Source organism: Reyranella sp., from assembly GCF_030651995.1.
GTDB lineage: Bacteria > Pseudomonadota > Alphaproteobacteria > Reyranellales > Reyranellaceae > Reyranella.
Genome location: NZ_JAUSBN010000073.1, coordinates 64031 through 83394 on the forward strand (window position 1 = coordinate 64031; position 19364 = coordinate 83394).

Below are 19364 nucleotides of genomic sequence, written 5' to 3' on the forward strand. Positions count from 1 at the left end.
TTCCGAGAGGGGAATTTTCCGGAATCCGTCTTGAAGCCGGATAATAATCCGGATACTCTTCCGGTCATGGCCTCTCCCAAGCTTGTCCCTCCCGTTCCCCATCCCTGGCTGGTCGAGGACGCCGCCGACTGCCTGGGTTTCGAACGGGCCGGCGGCTACTCGGCCCGCGCCGCCCGGATGGCGACCCGCGACATGCTGGCCGACCGAGCCCGCGCGCTGGGCTATCCCGAACGCGAGATCGAGCGGGTGGTCGATGCGGCGCTGGCGGCCGCGTCGCTGCAATGAGCAAGATTCGTCGTCTCGACCGGAGCCTCGCGCAGCGAGGTGGAGCGGAGAGACCTTCCCTCGACGATTTGGCGGCTTTTGGAGGAGAGAAGGTCTCTCCGCTCCGCGCTGCGCGCTCCGGTCGAGACGACGGAGGTTTGGGGTTGGCGCGCCTGTGTCGTGGCGGAGCCTGCACCGAGGGTTCGGAGGGGTGCTCCGGTCGAGACGACGGAAAACTACTTCTCGCCCAGCCAGTGCGGCCAGCTGCCCTTGCGCGCCTTGCGGGCCTCGAACTCGGCGTCGGCGTAGCGCTGGGCGGCGCGCGGCTCCCACGACAGCGGCTCGTCGAGCTCGTGGCCGTAGACGACGCCGGAGGCCAGCATCGCGCCGCCGAGATCGATCGGCTGGGCCTCGTCGAGCGCGCATTGCGCGACCAGGCGGCATTCCGAATCGTAGCGCGCGATGCGGCACTTCACCTTGTGGTCGGCGCGCGCCAGCAAATCCTCGAGCGTGGCCCGCGCGCGCATGCCGGGCACGGTCTCGACCCGCTGGGCATCGCGCAGCGCCGGCGCCTGCACGCCCCAGATGCGCAGCGGCGTCTTGAGGCCGCTGCCGCCCAGCGTCTCGCCGTCGAGCGCGAAGGCCTGGCCGGACCAGTTCTGCGGCAGCGCGCCGTGCGTGGCGGTGCAGCCCGGCGGCTTGGCGGGCGCCGCGGCTGGAGCCGGAGCCGCGGGCGCAGCGGCCGGTGGCTTGGCGTTCTGCGCGAGAGCGGCGGGCGCCAGCAGCGCGAGTGAAAGGGCGGCGAGAGCGAGTCTCTTCATGCGCCGACCGTGACTTCCGTTTGAGGCGAGGTAAAGGCCGATGGCACGTAACAGAACGATCAAGCCTGGGCTTCCCCCTTCCCGCCGCGAAGGAGCGATGCCATGAGTCGCGGCCGTCCCTGGAGCGCCGACGATGCGGCGCAGCTCCGCCGTCTGGTCGCAGCCGGCGAGACCGACGCGCGCATCGCCGAAGCGATGGACCGGCATCCTGACATGATCCGCAAGCGCCGGCGCGCGGCCGGCCTCGCGCCCGGCCAGTCGCGCGCCGCCACGATCATGCTGATGCGCGTGAACCGGCGGCGGCTCGGTAAGAAGGTCGCGGGCAAGTACGACACGGAGAGCCCATGATGGCCGAGCGCCCCACCCACTTCGGCGAGGCGCTGGCCGCCGAGATCTGCCGCCGCCTGGCCGACGGCGAGCTGCTGTGCGACATCTGCCGCCCGACCCGCATGCCCAGCCGCGACACGGTGCGCCGCTGGCAGGGCGAGAACGCGGAGTTCCGCAGCCAGTACGCCGCCGCCCGCGACCGCCAGGCCGATGCGCTGGCCGAGGAAGCGGTCCACATCGCCCGCAACGCCGATGTCGACACCGTGACCGTCTGCCGGCTCCAGATCGACACGATCAAATGGCTCACCGCGAAGATCGCGCCCAGGCGCTACGGCGAGAAGGCAGTGCCCGACGCGGCCGCGAAGCCGTCGATCGGCGACGCGATCGAGAAGGGGCGGGAGCGGGTGCGGCGGCTGCGGCAGGGGTAGCAGGTCGCGAAGCCCTGCTCCGCTACGCGCGAACCCCGTCTGACCAGTCCGGGAGCCCACGACCCTGGAAAATGCAAGACATCAGAGCTTCTCGGCAGCCCTCGAAGCCGACTTCCGATGCTCTCTTATGAGCGCGATGGCATTCTGCAAGAGTGGATCCGCGTGGCGGTCGCGCTTCCAGACGCAGTACGTCTCCGAGACAATGCCCGCATTCTCAAGCCCGACGAAGCAAAGCCCCGCCAGACGCGAATCGCGCAACGAACGGGGAACGAGCGCAACACCAGTGCCGTTGGCCACGAGAGCCAACACCGTCAACCAGTAGGCGACCTCGTGTCGGACCTTGGGAGCAAAACCCGCAGCAACGCATGCATTAACGATCAGCTCATAATATGCGGGCGATCCATGACGTGCGAACAGCACGAAGTCTTCCTGGCTCAACTGTGTGAGGCCGATCTTCCTTCTTTTCGCCAGCGGATGTGACTCGTGCAAGCAGGCGACAAAAGGCTCGCTGTGATACAGGAAGCCTTCCATGCCATCTCGCCTTGCGTGACCGTGCCCGAAGCCCAGATCGATCTCGTCGCGAGAGATGGCTTCCGTCTGGTCGATCGATCCCATCTCCTTCAGCCGAATTTCCATGAGGGGAAAGCTTTTCCGGAAGTCGCGGAGAATTGCGGGCAAACCGCGATAAAGCATCGATGCCCCGAACCCGATGCGCAGGACGCCTGAGCTGCCGTCGGCGACAGAGCGGATCTGCTGTTTGATCTCCTCCATTCGCCCGAGCAGCGCCCGGGCTTCCGTCCGCAACGCCAGGCCAGCCGGGGTCAGTTCGACGGCGCGCGTATTGCGCGTGAACAGTTGAGCGCCGAGTTCGCTCTCGAGCTGCTTGATGGCGTAGCTCAGGGGCGGCTGCGACAGTGCCAGCTTCTTTGCGGCACGTCCGAAGTGCTTCTCCTCAGCCAGCACACTGAAATAACGAAGCCTGCGTACGTCCATCGCCAAATCGATTGATATAGGGAATGTCTTAATCGAGCCAAAGTCGATATTGGACTGGATCGACGCGGGCTTCAATAACCACCGGACAAGGACTCGCCTCGAAGTTCGAACCCGTGGGAGTGGAAATGACGACCAGATCGAGAATGTGGCTTCTGTGCTGCCTGGCGGCCACCAGCATTCTGCTATCGTTCACCGCTCCGGCCAGCGCGCAGTATCCGAACAAGCCGATTAAGCTGGTCGTGCCTTTCGCGGCAGGGGGCCCGACCGACGCTCTCGGCCGCGCCCTGGCGGCGGCCATGCGTACACATCTCGGCCAGCCGGTGATCGTCGAAAACCACGGAGGAGCCGGTGGAAACATCGGAGCCCAGTTGGTGGCGCAAGCGCCGGCCGACGGCTACACGTTGCTGCTCGCCACGTCGGGTCCCCTGGTCGTCAATGTGAGCTTGTTCAAGAAGCTCACTTTCGACCCGATGAAGAGCTTCGATCCGATCATCATGATCGGCACGCTGCCCAACGTGATCGTAGCCCATCCGAGCTTTCCCGCGAAGGACGTTGCGGAACTGGTGGCGTACAGCAAAGCGCACAAGGGCGAGCTCAGCTTCTCTCACGCCGGTATTGGCGGATCTTCGCATCTTGCCGGGGAGATGTTCAATTCGATGGCTGGGACTGATCTCATCCAGATTCCCTATCGAGGTGCATCCCTGGCGTTGAACGATGTGATCGGAGGTCAGGTTCAACTGAGTGTCCTGGATGTTCTTGTCGCGGCGCCCCAGGTGAAAGCCGGAAAGATTCGCGCGCTCGGAGTCACGACGAAGGAGCGCGCGTCGGTCATGCCTGACGTGCCGACCCTCGACGAGCAGGGACTCAAGGGATTCGACTCCAGCGTGATGTTCGGCGTCGTCGCGCCGAGAGGCACGCCTTCCGACATTCTTGCAAAGCTGAACGCTGTGCTTGCTTCGAGTCTGGATGAGCCGGCCCTGCGCGCCTTTCTCGCCGCGCAAGGCATAAGCCGCGCATCGTCGACCGAGGCGGCCTACCTCTCCAAATATATGGTCGAGGAGATTCCGAAATGGCGAAAGATCATCGCGTCAATCGGAATCGAATTGCAATAGCGCCAGGATCGCGTCGAGCGGCGCCGCGCCTCCTTCAGCCATCGATCTCCTGCTTCAGCCGGGCGAGGCGGGTCAGCGCGGCGTTGCGCGTTCGATCGCGACGCTGCCGGTAGGCGAGCACGTCTTCCGCCCGGACGCGCCGATGGGCGCCGACCATGTGGTGAGGGATCTGCTTGTCCTCGATCAGCTTCACGACGAAGGGCCGGGAGACACTGAGCATTTCGGCCGCCTGCTGGGTGGAAAGATCCGCGCCGAACGGCACGAGTGCGACCGCGTCGCCCTTGCCGATGGACTCCAGGAGATCGAGCATCAGACGTGCGATCGCCGGCGGAAGGTCCACGTCGGCGCCCTTGGCTCCCTTCCCGACGTGAAGCGACAGGCGACCCCGCTTGTCCATGTGACGCGCCAGCAACGCGCTGGCCTTCCTGGCCTTCTCGGCTTCGTCCGGCGTCGGGAGGCGCTCGGAAAGCGATCCGTCTCGCAGCATCAGGGTCTCCTCTTGGTCATTTTCGCATATGAGCAGCGAGCACCATAAACGCAATATTCGAAATAATCGAATCAAGTGTCGCCGGAAGGGGGGTGGCCCGAAACCGCGAGAAGGGCGGGGCGCGGATGCGGGAGGGGTGAGGGATAGCGACGAGGTCGCGAACTCACTCTGCGGCGCGATCCATCCGTTCAATCGACGAGAAGGAAAGGCAGCGTTCGTAGAAGCTGCGAATCTCCGCACCGGCTTGCTTGTCGTTGTCGGCAATTGCGTCGATGCAACTTTCCCAGGTCAGTACCTTCAGCCAGCCACGCTCGTCCAGGAGACGAGCCAGTGGGGGAAAGGAGGTGGCTTCCCAGTTCCTGAGGGCCACCGCCTCTTTCCTGGCGAGATCCTCATATGCGCGGATCCGGTGATGAACAGCCTCGCGCGCGGCGGCGGTCCCGTGCGGGCTGACGCTTTGGCGGCTAGCCCTGACCGTGCCCATATACGATCCAGCTTGCGCGTAGCCGCGGACCTCGGTGACGGTCGCCGGCCGCGGTCGTCCCTCGCCCGCAATATGGCTCCACACCATCGGCCGTCTCGACGAACGGGCATCGATCAGGAGCCACGCGGCGCCGACGACAGGGACCAGCAGGATGAGGACGCAACCGCCGGTCCGCGCCCGCGCCGAACCTGTAGGGCCGGGCTCCGCGCCGTTTCCGTTGCGTCCTGGGCACGCTCGTTGCTAAGGCATCGGAGGTTTCTTCCAGGAACACCGTAGGCATGCCGCTTCACTGGACGATCGACTCGCGGACGAAGCTTCTGGCGGTCGTCGCCGACGGTGCCGTCGACCTCGGCGACTTCGATCGCCTGCTGGACGTGGTCGTCGGGTCGAACATCCTGGGCTTTCGCAAGCTGTTCGACGGTCGCCTGGGCGAGTCGCAGATGGACGAGACGAAGCTGCTCTCGGTGGGCGTCCGCCTCCGGTCGCTGCACGCCGAAGCCGGCTCCGCGCTCGGTCCGCTGGCCGTCGTCGTGCGCGACGAGAATTACTGGCAGGCGGCGCGGGTGCTGGGGATCCTCGCGGTCCCCAAACGCCCGATGCGCGTGTTCAAGGAGGCGGAGAAGGCCCGCGCCTGGCTCGACACGCCCGCCATCCTGGCCAGCATGCCGGGCTGAAGCGGGCCGGCTGCCTGGACATCGGCGCCGCGACGGTCAGGCCTCGCGCCGGAAGGCGGCGTAGCTGAACTTCTGCTGCGACCCCCACGGGGTCTCGTGCGTCTCTTCGGCTCGCTGAATCAGGCTGAACGCCGGACCGAGCCGCGCTGCCAGCGTCTCCGGACTGTAACGCTGCACGGGAAGGCCGCTGCACGAGTCGGGACCGTCGAGGGCGAAGGTCGCCATGATCACCGTCGAGCCGGCGGCGGTGCCGGTGCGCAACGCGGCGAGATAGGCGGTCTGGGTCTCGGGCGCGGTGAGAAAGTGGAAGACCGCCCGGTCGTGCCAGACGTCATAGGGGTGCGGCGGATGCCATGCGGTGATGTCGGCCACGACCCAAGCGACCTTGCCGGCGTCGCTGCCCCGCCGAAGCCTCGATTTCGCCAGCGCCGCTTCGGACACGTCGAGAACGGTGAGGTCCGTGTAGCCCCGGGCGAGCAGGTCGTCGACCAGCCTCGACGCACCGCCGCCGATGTCGACGATCGCCGCCGCCGGATCGGGCGCGGCCGCCGAGATCAGCTCGAGCGACCGCAGCGAATGCGGCTGGTACCAGCTCACCGCCGTCTCGGCCTTCGTCGTATAGACCTTTTCCCAATGGCTGCGCGTGCCGCTCATGGGTGCCTCCCTCCCTCCAGCGACACGCGCCGGAAGCACCTCACTCTTTACGCGATGTCGCCGCCGGCCGCACCTTCCGGCGGCTGGTCATGGAAATCGACCTGCATCCGCATTTTCCCGAGCGGCTCGACATGGTGTGTCTGCTGCGGCCGGATCAGGCCGGGACGGTCCGGGGTCAGGATCGTGCCGTCGGCGCCGGCACCGGGGCCATCGTCGAGGACGAGCCGCAGTTCGCCCTCGAGCACGCGGATCACGCCCCACACGCCGTCCTTCGTGCGGTGCTCCCGCCGCAGCGCCGCAGGCAGCGTCGTCTCGTCGAAGACCGGTGTGGATTTGTAGGGGGTGCTCATGCGGCTAGCCGAATTTCTTCTGCGTGCTCAGGGTACGGCGCGGCCGGCGTCGCGACCGGGCGGCCGGCCAGCTCGTCGGCGAAGCCGTGGTTGACGTCGCGGTGATGGGCTTCGTCGGCCCGCACCACCAGCACCACGTCGCGGAGCGTGGCGTCGTCCGGCAGCTTCCAGTAGTGCCGCGCGATCGCGGGGGCGGGGACGTTGGGCGTGCGGCCCTCGTCCAGCTCGGCCAGGAAGTGGGTGTAGCTGATCACCGCCTCCTCCTCGAAATAGCCCACGACCCGATGCGCCGTGCGCGCGCTCACCAGGTAGAGCGCGAAGAAGGCGAGGTAGAACACCCACTGCACGCCCAGCACCACCAGGCGCTCGAACAGCGTGGGCTTGGCCACCTCGATGAAGGTCATGAGGTGCATGCGCTCGTTCTCGGCTTCCTCCATCAGCGTGCGGATCCAGCCTTTGTCGTCGCACATGTTCCGGAGGCAGCGCAGGTGGGTGAGGGTGGCGCCGACCATGCCCGGCACCGCCGCGACCGTCTCCAGCACGATGGCGCGATGGCCGTAGCGCTTGGCGAAGAAGGTGTCGGCGCAGAAGCGCAGGGTCTTGGTGAAGCCAAGGGCCAGGCGGTCGCTGACGCCGTGCGCTTTGTGGTGCAGCCCGGGATCGACGGCGGGGACGGCGGCAGACGCAGTCATGACACTTCTCCTTCTCAACCTATGCCCTGGAGCGCCCGGCTGCCGAGCGCCAGCTTGAAGCTCTCCGCGATGCGGGCGGCCTTGGCCTGCATCGAGCGGGCGGCGGCGGGCGGCATCTCCGCCTCCGTTGCCTCGCGCCAGAGCACGAGCCAGCGGTCGAACATCGCGGGCGTGATCCGCGCGCGGTGCTTCAGGTGGGCCGCCATCGGCATGCCCTTGTAGCGGCCGCTGGTCAGCATCAGGGACGACCAGAAGGCGGCGAGCTTGTCGAGGTGGTGGGGCCAGTCGTCGATCGCGTCGTTGAAGACCGGGCCGATCAGCGCGTCGGCGCGGACGGCGGCGTAGAAGCGGTCCACCAGCCGGGCCAGGCCCTCTTCGTCGACACCTTCGATCTCATCAAACGCCAGGCCGCTCATCGCCTCGCTCCAATCATGTATCTAGGGCACATCTATGGCGGGAGACTAAACATGTAAAGAAAATACATGTATTATGAACGCCCGTTCGCCACCGTGTCGCAGGGACCAACGACCAGATGCGCCTGACCCGTTACACCGACTACGCCCTGCGCGTGCTCACCTATCTCGGCGCCCAGCCCGACCGTGTCTGCTCGATCGCCGAGATCGCGCGCGGCTACGGCGTCTCGCAGAACCACCTGATGAAGGTGGCGCACGACCTGGGGAAGGCGGGCTACATCGAGGGCGTGCGCGGCCGCACCGGTGGCATCCGCCTCGCCAAGCCGCCCGAGAAGATCAACGTCGGCGCCGTGGTGCGCCGGATGGAGGACGGCTTCGACCTGGTCGACTGCGACGCCTGCGCCATCGCCCCGGCCTGCGACCTGACCCGCGTTCTGGACGAGGCGCTGGCGGCCTTCATGGCCGTGCTCGACCGCTACACGCTGGCGGACTTGCTGAAGCGGCAGACGAAGCTGCTGCGGTTGTTGGGGGCGGGGTAGGGCGAGGAGCCCGGCCGATCGGCGACCGGGTGAGAAGCGAAACGCGCCCGCAGGACTCTTCGATGCCTACAGTTGAAGAGGCTGCGAGGGAGAAGGGCAGCTCTCTGCTGTCGTCCGCAGGAAGGAGCCGTCCGGGTTGATGCAGCTCAACTCGCGAACCGGCGGTGTCGCAGGCTCAGGGATTCGCGGGGTCGACGAAGCGGGTACGACCGGCGCCGGCGCAACCGATGGAGTCGTTGTCGTCGTGACCGGTTGGGGGACGTTCTGTATGGGCAGTGGCATGACGGCCCCGCACCGTTGCTCGGCAAGCGTTGCCAGATATTGCTGACGGGCCTGCAACGCGGCGACTTCCTTGGGCGCGGCACCCTGGAAGTCCATGGCGAACCAGAGCGGCCAGATGATGAGACCGGCAACGCCGGCGGCCACGTTCTGTGCCACCTTGGCGCCTTCCTCGCTGCCGAGTTCGATCACCTTCTTGTTGTTGGCCTGAACCTCGGCGTTGATCGCCGCGCAATCCATGTAACGGTCCTGAGCCTGAACGACCGCAACGGGAGCCGGCGCACGTCCGGCACATGCGGACACGACCAAGGCTGCCCCAAGGACACCGAATAGCTGCATTTTCATTGGTTTCTCTCCCCGGTGTTCATCTACGGGGAATCCGCTGGGCCGTACAACCATCAAAGAGCCGGTGGTAAGGAAATTCGTCGCCAACGCGAAATACTTGTGCAACCAAAGGCCGCCCGGCGCGGCTCGGCGTGCTGGCCGCTATAGCCGCGCCGCGGGCCTATATCGATCCTGTTGATCCTACTGTATGCGGTGAGGAAGAGAGAGGCGAGCCAGCCCACAGGCGAAGAAGGACAGGCCTTTTCACGGTATCGAGATCTCTTGGGCCTCCCGCGCCGGTAACGCCCATCGCGAGCGGGCCTCGTTCAGCACGTCGGCGACGCGCTGGGGTGGGAGTTCCCAGAGGCTGCCCAGTTCGAGCCTTCCGGTGAGGCGGCGCCGCCAGGCCGGCTTCGGCGGGCCCTCGTGCGTGAATTCTCCGACGACGACGGTGAACCGCCGCGGCCTGGACAACACGTAGAAACGGGCGAAGGCGCTCCAGGGATATTCGAAGGTGCGGAACGTCGGGCGCCAGATCAGTCCGTGCGGATCGAGGATGAGCGTCGCGGGGCGAACCGCCATCGCACCGCCCGTCACGATGCCAAGTCCCAGAAAGCCCAGGAAGATGAGATGCCATGCGGAGTACACGCGCACGGGGATCAGCAGGATGAGACCGCCCACGACCGTCAGACCCAAGCATATCAACGACAGTTTCAGCCGGTCCTGGCGCAGCACGATCGGCGGATCGTCGAGCGAGCCTTCGACCGCCGGCATCCATTTGGGAAGCCCGAGCTCTTCCTTCGTTCGCAGTCTGGCGTGCCGTGTCATCGGTCCCGCCGATCTTGCCGCGCGGACCGGGCTCAGTACTTCGTGTCGCCGCCGCCGCTGTCGGCACCGCGCGCCGAGTCTTCCTTGATGCGCTGCATGAGCATGGTCGAGGAACTAGTGGTGCCGTTCCACGTCGCGTTGACGTTGGAGCGGACGCCCATGTAGCGCTCCGACGCCGCGCCGGTGGCGCCGGGATTGCCGCTGGGGGTGCCGGCAGTGCCGGTGTCGCTGCCGCTGCAGCCGGCCAGGATCAGGAACATTGCCGCGAACGGCACTTTCATCGACATGGAATCTCCGCTGAAGACAGGCTGGTCCCGCCAACAGGCGACCGTTGGCGACGTTGCATGCTTCTCCTCGGGCGGGGCGTTGGCAAAGCCGTTGGCGGAACCGCCGCACCTGTATAGACAGCACGCGTCATGACGATCGGCGATCCCGGCTCCGGCCACGCCCCCGGACGATGGAAGCTCGTGCGCTGGGCGGCCTCGTCGGCGACGCTGGGCTTCCCGCAGGCTGCAGCCCCGGTCGCCTTCGCGCTGCTGGCCGTCGGCCTGGGCGGCGAGGCGAGCGGCGGTGCCGCCATGATCCTGGCCATGACCTTGGCGCAGGTGGCGGGCGCGCTGCCGCTCACGCGGCTTGGCCGCGGCCTGCCGATAGCCACCTTTCTGAAGCTGCTGCTGGCGGCCCGCACCGCCGCGCTGGTGGCCATCGCGCTGGGCGCGGCCTTCGGGATGTCGCTTCCGTGGCTGATCGCGCTCGCCGCCGCCGCCGGCCTGGTGAACGGCGCCGCCGCCGGCACCCTGCGCGCGGTCCTCAACCAGTTCGCGCCGGTCTCGGGCATGTCACGCGCGCTGGGGATCGCGGCCACGCTCAACGAACTCACCTTCGTCGCCGCGCCGGTGGTGGCCTCGGGCCTCGGCTCGATCTCGCCGGTGTTCGGCATCGTGGCGATGGCGGCCGTGGGCGCGCTGCCGGCCCTGCTGATCCCGAACCTCGGCCCGGCCGCGCGTCCCGAAGACATCCCGCGCGAACGAACGTCGATCCTGAGTCCGCCGATCCTGCTGTGGCTCGCCTGCACGGCGGCGGGCGGCGCAACCGTGGCCGCCATCGAGATCGGCGCCGTCGCGCTGGCGCTGGCCTTCGGCTACCAGCCGGCGCTGGCGATCCTGTTCACGGTGCCGCTGTGCCTCGCTTCGGTGGCGGGCGGGATCTGGGTCAGCGTGCGCAACCGGCGGCCGTCGCGCCGCACGGTGATGGCGCAGCTTCTGGTCATGTGCGCCGGCTCGGCGCTGGCGGCGGCCGGCCTCTCGGTGGCCGCGACGCTCGTCGGCGCGGTGCTGATCGGCCTCGTGCTGGCGCCGCTGGCGACCCACTACTCGCTGATCCTCGACACGCTGGCGCCACCGCACCGCCGCCCGGAAGTCTTCGCCCTGATGCGCACCGCCAACGCCTGCGGCGTCATCCTCGCCAGCGCTCTGCTGACGGCGGCGCCGCTGCCGGTCGCGCTGCTCGCGATCACGGGGGTGATGGTGGCGGCGACGGTCGCAGTGGGCGTGGCGGGGATGAGGGGGCGGGCGACCTGAGGCCCTGATACTCCTTCGGAGAGGGGGGCGATGGTCGCAAACGGCAGGCGATGCTAGCGTTGCGCCATGTGCGGAAAGTTCACGGCCCAGGCCTCGTGGCGCGAGGTCGTCGCCTTCTCGCAGCCGATCGCCGCCGAAAGCGGCGGCGATGAAGGCGGCGGGGGCGACGAGATCGTCACCTATCGCGTCGGCGGCGCGCTGCCGGTGATCGTGTGGGATGCCGAGGCCGGGAAGCGGCGCGTCGTGCCGATGCGCTGGGGCTTTCCCGATCCGAAGGACTGGCGGCGGCCGCGGCCGATCCATGCGCGCGCCGAGACCGTCGAGATCAAGGAGCCGTTCCGCAAGCCGTTTCACGACGGCCAGCGCGGCATCGTCGTGTTCCGCACCTTCAACGAGGGCGAGGAAGTCTTCAAGCCGTCGGGCCGGCCGGAGACGCGGCAATGGACGATCGATCCGCAGGACGGCCGGCCGCGCGGCTTCGCCTTCGTGTGGCGGCGCTACTCGATTGGAGGCCAGCCGGCGCCGCTGCTGTTCTGCGTCATGGTGACGGTGCCGGCCAACGAGCTGATCCGCCGCACGGTCAAGGCGCGGGAAGACGACCCGCGCATGCCGGCGATTCTCGATGACGATGCCTGGGCGAGCTGGCTCGGCGAGGACGGCGCCGACGCCGCGACCGCCAAGGCGCTGCTCAGGACGATGGAAGGCGTGAACTGGACCTCGGCGGTGGAGCCCAGGAAGCCTAGGTCGCGGAAGGAGCCGGCGTAGACCCGGTCTATTTCCCGCGCTTGGCCAGCCAGGCCTTCATCTCGGCGATTTCCCTCTCCTGGTCGGCGATGATCTTCTCGGCCAGCTTGCGGACCTCGGGATCCTTGCCGTACTGCAGCTCGATCCTCGCCATGTCGATGGCGCCCTGGTGATGCGGGATCATCCCGCGCACGAAATCGACGTCGGGATCGCCGGTCAGCGGCACGTTCATGTCCTTCATCATCGCCATGTGCGCTTCCTTCTGCGCCCTGACGGACGGCGGATCGGAAGGCTGGGGCATCATGTCCTGCATCCCCGACATGCCCTGCGCATTGGGCCCGCTGCCGTGAGTGTGCGCCTGTGCGAAGGCGTTGCCTGCCAGCGAGATCAGCAGCGCGGCGGCGGTGGTGGCGATCGCTATCGTCTTCATGATTTTCTCCTGTGTTGCTTCAGTTGAACCGGGCCTGCGCGACGGTCCCGTCCGGGGCCGTGAGCTGGATGACGCCCTTTGGCGGCGACGGAAGCGGCGCCGGCGCGGTGCCGGTCAGCCGGTCGGTGCCCTCGGGCTGCAGCGGGATGCGCTGCGGCTTGCCCTCGATCACCAGGATTGCGAGGGCCTTGAAGCCGGTGGCCGGCAGCGGCGCGTCTTTGGCGTCGGAGACGAACACTTCGAGGCGCGTTCCCTTGCCGACCAGTTCGACATGATACTTGCCGGCGTCGGTGAGCTGGCCGCCGTTGGGCCCCTTGGCATCGTGTGCGCGGGCGGGAGGCACAGCGGTCCCCAGGGTCCAGGGGACCACTGTGGCCAGTGCGGCCGCGCCGAGGATGATCCGTCGTCTCGTCATGGGGTGTCCCTCTCTTTCACTCTTGGCTGATCAGAAGGCGTCGGCCGTGGCGGCAGCCGCCGGCAACGAGGAGCGGGCGGCGCGCAGTCGCTCCAGCGGCTTCGCCCCGAACTTCAGGAAGAGGATCGGCGTCAGGAACGCATCGAGCAGCGTCGCGCTGACCAGGCCGCCGAAGATTGTCACCGCGACCGGGTGCAGGATCTCCTTGCCCGGCGTGGCCGCGTCGATCAGCAGCGGCACCAGCGCGACCCCGGCCGACAGCGCCGTCATCAGCACCGGCGTCATGCGCTCGAGGCTGCCGCGCACGACCAGCTCGCGCCCGAAGGGCGGCCCGTCCGGCGCCAGCGACAGGTTGATCCAGTGGCTGATCTTGAGGATGCCGTTGCGCGCCGCGATGCCGGTCAGCGTGATGAAGCCGATCATGCTGGCGACCGACAGCGGCTGGCCGGCCAGGGCCAGCGCCGCCACCGAGCCGATCAGGGCCAGCGGGATGCTGCCCATGATCATCGACGCCAGCGCCGCCGAACGGTAGCGGCTGTAGAGGATCGCGAAGATCAGCGACAGCGACGCCAGCGAAAGCAGGCCGATCGTGCGCGCCGATTCCTCCTGCGCCTGGAACGTGCCTTCGAGGCTGGTGAAATAGCCCTCGGGCAGCCGCGCCTCCGCCAGCACGCTCCGTATGTCCGCGACGATGGCCGCCATGTCGCGGCTGCCGTCGCCGTTGGCCAGCACCACCGCGCGGCGCTTGCCGTTCTCGCGCAGAATCTGGTTCGGGCCGTCGGTCTCGCGAATGTCGGCGATCTGACGGGCGGGGATCCAGCCCGACGGCGTCTCGATCAGCAGGTCGCCCAGCCGCTCGGGCGTGCGCGTCGAATCGTCGAGCCGCAGGACCACGTCGAAGCGGCGATAGCCGTCGACGATGCGGCTCACCACGCGGCCGCTCGACAGCCGGCTGAGATGGTCGACGACGGCGGCCGGCTGCAGGCCGTAGAGCGCGGCACGCGCGTAGTCGACGCGAATCTCGAGCTGGGGGATGCGCACCTGCTTCTCGACCTGCAGGTCGGCGAGGCCCGGGATCGCCGCGAGCTTCGCGCGCAGGGCCTCGGCCGTGCCGCGCAGCGTGTCGAGGTCGTCGCCGAAGATCTTGAGCGCGATCTCGGCCCGCACGCCCGACAGCATGTGGTCCAGCCGGTGGGAAATCGGTTGGCCGACATTGGTCGACAAAGGCAGCACGGCCAGGCGTTGCCGCATGTCGGCGATGATCTCGGTCTTCGGCCGCCCGCCCGGCTTCAGGTCGACCTCGATGTCGGAGGAGTGGACGCCCTCGGCATGCTCGTCGAGCTCGGCCCGCCCGGTGCGGCGCGCCACCTGCCGCACCTCCGGCACGCCCAGCAGCAGCCGCTCGGCGATCAGGCCGACGCGGTTGGATTCCGCCAGCGAGACGCCGGGGTTGAACTGGAGCGTCAGGGTGAACGAGCCTTCGTTGAACGGCGGCAGGAAGGCGCGCGGCAACATGAAGGCGCCGGCCAGCGCGATCGCCACGGCGACCACCGTTCCCGCCGCGATCGGCAGCGGCCGGTCGAGCGCCCCGGTCAGCGCCGCCGCATAGCGTTGCTTCAGCCAGCGCACCAGCGGGCTTTCCGGCGCCGTCAGCCGCTTCATGTTGGGCAGCAGGTAGTAGGCCAGCACCGGCGTCACGGTGATCGAGACCAGCAGGCTCGCCAGGATCGAGATGATGTAGGCTTCGCCCAGCGGCGCGAACAGGCGGCCCTCGATGCCGCCCAGCGCGAACAGTGGCACGAACACCAGCACGATGATCGTGGTGGCGTAGACGATGCCGGAGCGGACCTCCTGCGAGGCCGAGACGACCACGTCGAAGATCGGCCGCGGATGGTCGGCGAGCCGGTTCTCGCGCAGCCGCCGGTGAATGTTCTCGACGTCGACCACGGCGTCGTCGACCAGCTCGCCGATCGCGATGGCCAGACCGCCCAGCGTCATCGTGTTGATCGACAGGCCCAGCACGCCGAACACGATAGCCGTGGTCAGGATCGACAGCGGGATCGCGGTCAGCGAGATCGCCGTCGTGCGCCAGTTCAGCAGGAAGGCGAACAGCACCACCGCGACCGCCAGGCCGGCCTCGATCAGCACACGCCGCACGTTGTCGACCGAGGTCTGGATGAAGTTGGCCTGCCGGAACACGACCTGGTCGATCTTCGTTCCGGCGGGAAGCCCGCGCTCCAGCTCCGCCAGCGCCGCCTCGATCTCGCGGGTCAGCGCGATCGTGTCGACGTTCGGCTGCTTCTCGACCGAGACGATGACTGCCGGCTTGCCCATGTGCCCGGCGTCGCCGCGCTTGACCCGCGGCGCGAAGCTCACGGCGGCGACCTGGTGCAGCAGCACCGGCCTGCCGTTCACGTTGGTGACGGCGATGTTGCGCAGGTCGTCGAGGCTGGTGGTGCGGCCGATGTTGCGGATCAGGTATTCGCGGGCATGCAGGTCGGTGAAGCCGCCGCCACTGTTGGTGCCGAACTGCGCCACCGCCTTCTCGACCTGTTCGTAGGTCACGCCGAGCGCGCGCAGCGCCGAGGGCTGCGGCGCGACGCGGAACTGCCGCACCTCGCCGCCCATCGGGATCACCTGCGCCACGCCGGGAATGGACAGCAGCCGCGGCCGCACCGTGAAGTCCGCGACCTCGCGCAACTCCATCGGCGACAGCGTATCGCTGGTCATCGCCAGCATGACGATCTGCCCCATGATCGAGCTGACCGGTCCCATCTGCGGTGCGGTCCCGGCCGGCAGCTGGTCGCGCACCGAGGCCAGCCGCTCGGCCACCAGCTGGCGGTTGCGGAAGATGTCGGTCTTCCAGTCGAACTCGACATAGACGATCGACAGGCCGACACCCGAAACCGACCGCACACGCGTGACGCCGGGCACGCCGTTCATCTGCGTCTCGATCGGGAAGCTCACCAGCACCTCGACCTCGGGCGGCGCGAGCCCCTCGGCCTCGGTCATGATCGTCACCGTGGGACGGTTGAGGTCGGGGAACACGTCGACCGGCAGGCGCGGCACCATGTAGAGCCCGAGCACCATCAGCGCGCCGGCGAGCGCCAGCACCAGGAGCCGGTTGCCGACCGAGCGGCTGACGAGGAACGTGAACATGCCCGGCCCCTAGCGCACGTGGTCCAGCAGGTCGGCGCCCTGCGTCACGATCCGCTGTCCCGCACCGGCGCCTGAGACGATCAGCACGCGTCCGCCGTCGAGCGGCTCGACGCGCACCGGGCGCGGCACGAAACGCTCCGGCGCCGTGTGCTCGAACACGAAGTCCTGCCCGTTGGCGGTGCGCGCGACGGCGCTGCGCGGTACCGCGACGCCGTCGCGCCGTTCGTCGGTCGCGACCTGCACCGTCACGAACTGGCCGGCCCGCAGCCCGTTCGTGTCGCCCTCGATGGCGAAGTGGGACGGGATCGACTGGCTGCGGTCGGCGAACCCCGAGCCGCGGAAGGCCAGTTTGATGTTCAGCCCGGCAGCCGTCGTGGCGCTGGCACTGACGGGGGTGATCGCGGCGAAGCTCAGCGCCTCCACCCACAGTCGCGTCGGGTCGACGATGTGGAAGATGACGGCGTTGGGCTGCGCCATCTGGCCGGCGACCGGGCTGGCATCGGCCACGATGCCGTCGACCGGTGCGACCAGCGCCTCGGGCTGGCGGCGGCTGAAGTCGAGGGCGGTGCGGCGATCCTTGAGGCCCTGCAGCTCGAGTTGCGTCTCCTCGTACATCTGCCGCGCCACCGCGCCGCTGGACACCAGCCGCGCATACCGCGCCAGGCGCGTCTCGACGATGCTGATCTGCTGGTCGAGTTCGCCCTGGCGCTGGCGCATGTCGGAGACGTCGATCTGCTGGATCGGCGGCGCGACATAGGCCAGCACGTCGCCTTTCGTCACCGCAGCGCCGAGGCGCGGGAAGCCTCCCGGCGGCGCCGACAGCCGTCCTCCCACCGACGCCTGCACGACGCCGCTGGCGTTGGGATCGGGGATCACCCGGCCGGGCAGTTCCATCGTCCGGTGGAACGTGGCCTGGCTGGTGAGCACGGTGCGCACGCCGAAGATCCGCTGAACCGCCTTGGGCACATGGAGCGTGCCGTCCGCCAGCCGCTGCGCCCGTTCGCCCGCGACCGGTATCGCCGCGGTCTTGCCGTCGCCGTGATCGTGGCCGGTGTGCGCCTCGGCGCGCTCGCTCCACGCGACCGCCAGCGGCAGCGCCAGCAGGAGTGCGGCAGCCCGCCCGCCGCGCCGACCCGCGGCAATGCCGATCAGGAGTCCTGCGCCCACCCCGGCCAGCAGGATGACGCTCCAGAGCGCCCAGCCCGGCAAGGACGGCCACCACGAGGCGAGCCAGGCCGAAGCGGTCGCGCCCGCCGCCCGCGCCGGCGCGGCGGCAGACGTCGTCACCAGCGTCAGCGGCAGGATCTCGAGTTCGGAACCGACGGCGACCGTGGCGATCAGGTCGAACCGGCCGGGCTCGGCCAGGAAAGGCGCATCCAGCCGGTAGCGGTCGCCGTCTTCCGTGGCCTTCACCGGGCCGGTGGGCGTTTCCACCGTGATGTCAGCGCCGCCCAGCGGTTCGTTGGTGGCGAACGCGTCGAGATAGAGCGTGAGGCTGGCGCCCTCGGCGACAGCCACGAGCTCGAACGCCGTGCCGACGACTTCGGCGCGCGCGCCCGCGGGGGCAGCGGCGACGGAAGCGGCGGGCGGGGCGGCGCCATGGTCGTGTCCCTCATGCGCGCCAGCAGGTGAGATGCTGAACGACAGGGCCACCGCGAGCGCGGCCGCAGAACGGGCAAACATGAAAGCAATCCTTCATCGTGATCCGGCGCGCAGGAGCGCGCGCAGGCAGATCAGATGAAGGTTCTGGGGGGCTTTTTCGGACCTTCGGCGAGCCGGCCGGTCAGCCTGCGTGCCTGGGCGGAGGCCGGCAGCCAGGCGCCAAGCAGGGGCGCCGGGAGCGAGGCCTTGCCGAATGCAATCTTCAGGCACCCGCCGCAGTGAGTATTGTCGCAGCACGTGCCAACGCAGCCGGTGCCGGGCAGATCGCGCCCCGGCCTGTCGTTCACCGCGACGTCGAACCTCATGGGCGTTGCCGCGAGAGCCTCAGGGACCGCCTCGATGCTCATTGCCGCGGATGGTGCCGGAACGGTGCCCTCCTCGACGACAGGCGAGATCTGTAAGACAGGCGCCGCACCCTTGGCGACCCCGTGGGCATGTCCCGGATGCGCGCTTGCCACGCCCGCGCCAAAAATCGCCGTGAACGCAAGGATCACGGTGCAGAGCAGCGGCGCGAGGAGGCGGCGAAAAGGCATGTCAGAGCAAACCTAACGGTGCGGCGCGGCAATTCAAGGGCAGGTATTCACTCGTCGCAGCAGGGCGCCGCCTCCTCGCAGCAGGGCATCGCCTCGTCGCAGCAGTCCGCTTGGGCGACGCTGCCGAAAAAGAGCAGCAGCCCGAGGGCAGAAACCAGTGTCTTGAGCATTTTCTCTCCCGTCGTTGCGATTTCCGGGCAACCCGAACTCCTGCGCGCCGTTTCATCGCACGGGAGCAGGTGTCGCATTCATCAAATTTTCGGGACTTGAGCGGCCGGTCTGGCTCGATCCCGCAGCCTGACCACCGCGCCGCCGCATAACTGGATATGAGCGCCCTATGAAAACGGTAGTGCAGCCTAGGGAGGCGCATGACATGCAGGCCTTCATCCGCCGCAAGAACATCGAGAACCTGACGAGGCAACTGGCCGGAGGCCGGCTCGACGAGGCGCAACGCACCTTTGCCGAGCAGCGGCTGTCCGACGAAATTTCCAGCGAGAGGGCCGACGAGCTCACGAGCGCGCGGGCTCACGCGCCCGTGCCGGACGCCGCTCGCTGCTGATCGCGACGTCGCTTCAGCCGGCGCGCCGGTCGATCTCGGCGCGGGCGTGCCGGCGCGCCATCTCCTCGGCGACTTCCGAGGGCACGCACACCTTGTTCACCGGATTGAGCACGGTGCCCAACGACTTGGCGATTACCAGGGCGACGGGGATGCCGACGATCGACAGGCACAGCGCGAACACCTGGATCGCGTTGAGGACCACGAACACCACGCCGAACGGCAGGTAGAGGATCATCACCAGGGTCGAGTAGGCGCGCCACAGCGGGTTCTGCGGCATGTCGAGGTCCGACTTGCTCACCATCTCGTTGCCGAACGGCGCCAGCAGGAACCTGCCAAACTCCATCAGCCCGAGCCCGAGCGGCGCAGTGACGACCAGCAGCGTGAGCAGCAGGCCGAGCAGCCAGTAGAAGGCCGCTGTCAGGAACCCGAGGAATGGGATGTGCCACAGAATGTTGCCCAAGGTCCGCATCGACTCTCTCCCCCTCCGCCGACCGCGGCGCTGCGCGGCGCGGTGCCAACATGCCTCGCCCGCCGGGCGCGTGGCAATCGCCGCCCGGTCGTCCGCGTCCATGAGGTGAAGGAATGAACCTTCAGGACGAATGAATTTCCAGCC

At 68.2% G+C, this 19364-nt stretch carries 27 protein-coding genes; 9 read left to right on the forward strand and 18 right to left on the reverse strand.

Translation table 11 applies throughout. The annotated features are described in order from the left end of the window. The first annotated feature begins 66 nt into the window (after window positions 1-66). The gene (locus Q7V45_RS23060) at window positions 67-285 is read left to right on the forward strand and encodes a hypothetical protein (protein WP_304856554.1); all 219 of its coding nucleotides are present in this window, start codon (window positions 67-69) and stop codon (window positions 283-285) included. Window positions 286-500: 215 nt separating this feature from the next. Here the strand turns inward: Q7V45_RS23060 and Q7V45_RS23065 are convergent, their stop codons facing one another. Further along, the gene (locus tag Q7V45_RS23065) at window positions 501-1085 is read right to left on the reverse strand and encodes a thermonuclease family protein (RefSeq protein ID WP_304856558.1); all 585 of its coding nucleotides are present in this window, start codon (window positions 1083-1085) and stop codon (window positions 501-503) included. A gap of 102 nt (window positions 1086-1187) precedes the next feature. Between Q7V45_RS23065 and Q7V45_RS23070 the strand changes: the two genes are divergently transcribed. Both Q7V45_RS23070 and Q7V45_RS23075 read left to right on the forward strand, forming a co-directional pair. Further along, window positions 1188-1433 carry a hypothetical protein gene (locus Q7V45_RS23070; protein WP_304856563.1) on the forward strand — a complete coding sequence of 82 codons (246 nt, stop codon included), beginning with the start codon at window positions 1188-1190 and terminating at the stop codon, window positions 1431-1433. After that, the gene (locus tag Q7V45_RS23075; protein ID WP_304856567.1) at window positions 1430-1840 is read left to right on the forward strand and encodes a hypothetical protein; all 411 of its coding nucleotides are present in this window, start codon (window positions 1430-1432) and stop codon (window positions 1838-1840) included. Before Q7V45_RS23070 ends, Q7V45_RS23075 begins: the two co-directional genes overlap by 4 nt. Window positions 1841-1921: 81 nt before the next feature. Here Q7V45_RS23075 and Q7V45_RS23080 read toward each other — a convergent pair whose 3' ends face one another. Then, on the reverse strand, window positions 1922-2908 hold the full coding sequence (locus Q7V45_RS23080) for a LysR family transcriptional regulator (protein ID WP_304856570.1): 987 nt from the start codon (window positions 2906-2908) through the stop codon (window positions 1922-1924). Window positions 2909-2958: 50 nt separating this feature from the next. Here Q7V45_RS23080 and Q7V45_RS23085 point away from each other — a divergent pair, with 50 nt between their 5' ends. Next, window positions 2959-3945, forward strand: coding sequence for a tripartite tricarboxylate transporter substrate binding protein (locus Q7V45_RS23085; RefSeq protein ID WP_304856572.1), 987 nt, complete (start codon window positions 2959-2961; stop codon window positions 3943-3945). A 34-nt stretch (window positions 3946-3979) separates the two neighbouring features. Here the strand turns inward: Q7V45_RS23085 and Q7V45_RS23090 are convergent, their stop codons facing one another. Both Q7V45_RS23090 and Q7V45_RS23095 read right to left on the reverse strand, forming a co-directional pair. Then, window positions 3980-4432: a helix-turn-helix domain-containing protein gene (locus Q7V45_RS23090; RefSeq protein WP_304856574.1), complete on the reverse strand. Its 453-nt coding sequence runs from the start codon at window positions 4430-4432 to the stop codon at window positions 3980-3982. A gap of 163 nt (window positions 4433-4595) precedes the next feature. Then, window positions 4596-4916, reverse strand: coding sequence for a hypothetical protein (locus tag Q7V45_RS23095; RefSeq protein ID WP_304856576.1), 321 nt, complete (start codon window positions 4914-4916; stop codon window positions 4596-4598). 278 nt (window positions 4917-5194) lie between these two features. On the opposite strand from Q7V45_RS23095, the gene Q7V45_RS23100 reads away from it, so the two are divergent. After that, a complete protein-coding gene (locus tag Q7V45_RS23100) occupies window positions 5195-5590 on the forward strand; it encodes a hypothetical protein (RefSeq protein ID WP_304856577.1) in 396 nt (131 codons plus the stop codon). Between the two features lie 36 nt (window positions 5591-5626). Here Q7V45_RS23100 and Q7V45_RS23105 read toward each other — a convergent pair whose 3' ends face one another. From Q7V45_RS23105 to Q7V45_RS23120, 4 genes are read right to left on the reverse strand one after another with little or no spacing between them, the layout of a single operon-like run. Continuing rightward, window positions 5627-6244, reverse strand: coding sequence for a trans-aconitate 2-methyltransferase (locus tag Q7V45_RS23105; protein WP_304856579.1), 618 nt, complete (start codon window positions 6242-6244; stop codon window positions 5627-5629). A 47-nt stretch (window positions 6245-6291) separates the two neighbouring features. Further along, window positions 6292-6594: a DUF1971 domain-containing protein gene (locus Q7V45_RS23110; protein ID WP_304856581.1), complete on the reverse strand. Its 303-nt coding sequence runs from the start codon at window positions 6592-6594 to the stop codon at window positions 6292-6294. Continuing rightward, the gene (locus Q7V45_RS23115; RefSeq protein ID WP_304856583.1) at window positions 6591-7286 is read right to left on the reverse strand and encodes an alternative oxidase; all 696 of its coding nucleotides are present in this window, start codon (window positions 7284-7286) and stop codon (window positions 6591-6593) included. The genes Q7V45_RS23110 and Q7V45_RS23115 overlap by 4 nt, the downstream gene beginning before the upstream one ends. A 14-nt stretch (window positions 7287-7300) precedes the next feature. Next, window positions 7301-7702 (reverse strand): group III truncated hemoglobin, encoded by a 402-nt coding sequence (locus Q7V45_RS23120; protein ID WP_304856585.1) that lies wholly within the window; start codon window positions 7700-7702, stop codon window positions 7301-7303. Between the two features lie 116 nt (window positions 7703-7818). Here Q7V45_RS23120 and Q7V45_RS23125 point away from each other — a divergent pair, with 116 nt between their 5' ends. Next, complete coding sequence (locus Q7V45_RS23125; RefSeq protein WP_304856587.1) at window positions 7819-8238, forward strand: Rrf2 family transcriptional regulator; 420 nt, start codon at window positions 7819-7821, stop codon at window positions 8236-8238. 66 nt (window positions 8239-8304) lie between these two features. Here Q7V45_RS23125 and Q7V45_RS23130 read toward each other — a convergent pair whose 3' ends face one another. The 3 genes from Q7V45_RS23130 to Q7V45_RS23140 form a co-directional block, all read right to left on the reverse strand. Continuing rightward, window positions 8305-8967 carry a hypothetical protein gene (locus Q7V45_RS23130; RefSeq protein WP_304856589.1) on the reverse strand — a complete coding sequence of 221 codons (663 nt, stop codon included), beginning with the start codon at window positions 8965-8967 and terminating at the stop codon, window positions 8305-8307. Window positions 8968-9105: 138 nt separating this feature from the next. Continuing rightward, complete coding sequence (locus tag Q7V45_RS23135; protein ID WP_304856591.1) at window positions 9106-9669, reverse strand: hypothetical protein; 564 nt, start codon at window positions 9667-9669, stop codon at window positions 9106-9108. 32 nt (window positions 9670-9701) lie between these two features. Beyond that, a complete protein-coding gene (locus Q7V45_RS23140) occupies window positions 9702-9956 on the reverse strand; it encodes a hypothetical protein (protein WP_304856593.1) in 255 nt (84 codons plus the stop codon). A 129-nt stretch (window positions 9957-10085) separates the two neighbouring features. On the opposite strand from Q7V45_RS23140, the gene Q7V45_RS23145 reads away from it, so the two are divergent. Together Q7V45_RS23145 and Q7V45_RS23150 are read left to right on the forward strand one after the other, a co-directional pair. Further along, window positions 10086-11249 carry an MFS transporter gene (locus Q7V45_RS23145; RefSeq protein WP_304856595.1) on the forward strand — a complete coding sequence of 388 codons (1164 nt, stop codon included), beginning with the start codon at window positions 10086-10088 and terminating at the stop codon, window positions 11247-11249. Between the two features lie 66 nt (window positions 11250-11315). Further along, a complete protein-coding gene (locus Q7V45_RS23150; RefSeq protein WP_304856597.1) occupies window positions 11316-12014 on the forward strand; it encodes an SOS response-associated peptidase family protein in 699 nt (232 codons plus the stop codon). A 7-nt stretch (window positions 12015-12021) separates the two neighbouring features. Here Q7V45_RS23150 and Q7V45_RS23155 read toward each other — a convergent pair whose 3' ends face one another. From Q7V45_RS23155 to Q7V45_RS23180, 6 genes are read right to left on the reverse strand one after another with little or no spacing between them, the layout of a single operon-like run. Further along, entirely contained in the window at window positions 12022-12423 is a 402-nt protein-coding gene (locus tag Q7V45_RS23155; RefSeq protein WP_304856599.1) for a DUF305 domain-containing protein, read from the reverse strand. A 19-nt stretch (window positions 12424-12442) separates the two neighbouring features. After that, window positions 12443-12838 (reverse strand): hypothetical protein, encoded by a 396-nt coding sequence (locus Q7V45_RS23160; protein WP_304856601.1) that lies wholly within the window; start codon window positions 12836-12838, stop codon window positions 12443-12445. A gap of 30 nt (window positions 12839-12868) precedes the next feature. Next, window positions 12869-15997, reverse strand: coding sequence for an efflux RND transporter permease subunit (locus Q7V45_RS23165; RefSeq protein WP_304856603.1), 3129 nt, complete (start codon window positions 15995-15997; stop codon window positions 12869-12871). 9 nt (window positions 15998-16006) lie between these two features. Further along, complete coding sequence (locus Q7V45_RS23170; RefSeq protein WP_304856605.1) at window positions 16007-17680, reverse strand: efflux RND transporter periplasmic adaptor subunit; 1674 nt, start codon at window positions 17678-17680, stop codon at window positions 16007-16009. A gap of 50 nt (window positions 17681-17730) precedes the next feature. Then, window positions 17731-18192 carry a hypothetical protein gene (locus Q7V45_RS23175; protein WP_304856607.1) on the reverse strand — a complete coding sequence of 154 codons (462 nt, stop codon included), beginning with the start codon at window positions 18190-18192 and terminating at the stop codon, window positions 17731-17733. Window positions 18193-18239: 47 nt separating this feature from the next. Continuing rightward, entirely contained in the window at window positions 18240-18362 is a 123-nt protein-coding gene (locus Q7V45_RS23180) for a hypothetical protein (RefSeq protein WP_304856608.1), read from the reverse strand. Window positions 18363-18565: 203 nt separating this feature from the next. On the opposite strand from Q7V45_RS23180, the gene Q7V45_RS23185 reads away from it, so the two are divergent. After that, window positions 18566-18751, forward strand: a complete 186-nt coding sequence (locus Q7V45_RS23185; RefSeq protein WP_304856610.1) for a hypothetical protein — start codon at window positions 18566-18568, stop codon at window positions 18749-18751. 13 nt (window positions 18752-18764) lie between these two features. Here Q7V45_RS23185 and Q7V45_RS23190 read toward each other — a convergent pair whose 3' ends face one another. After that, a complete protein-coding gene (locus Q7V45_RS23190; protein WP_304856612.1) occupies window positions 18765-19220 on the reverse strand; it encodes a YccF domain-containing protein in 456 nt (151 codons plus the stop codon). Between the last annotated feature and the right edge of the window lie 144 nt (window positions 19221-19364).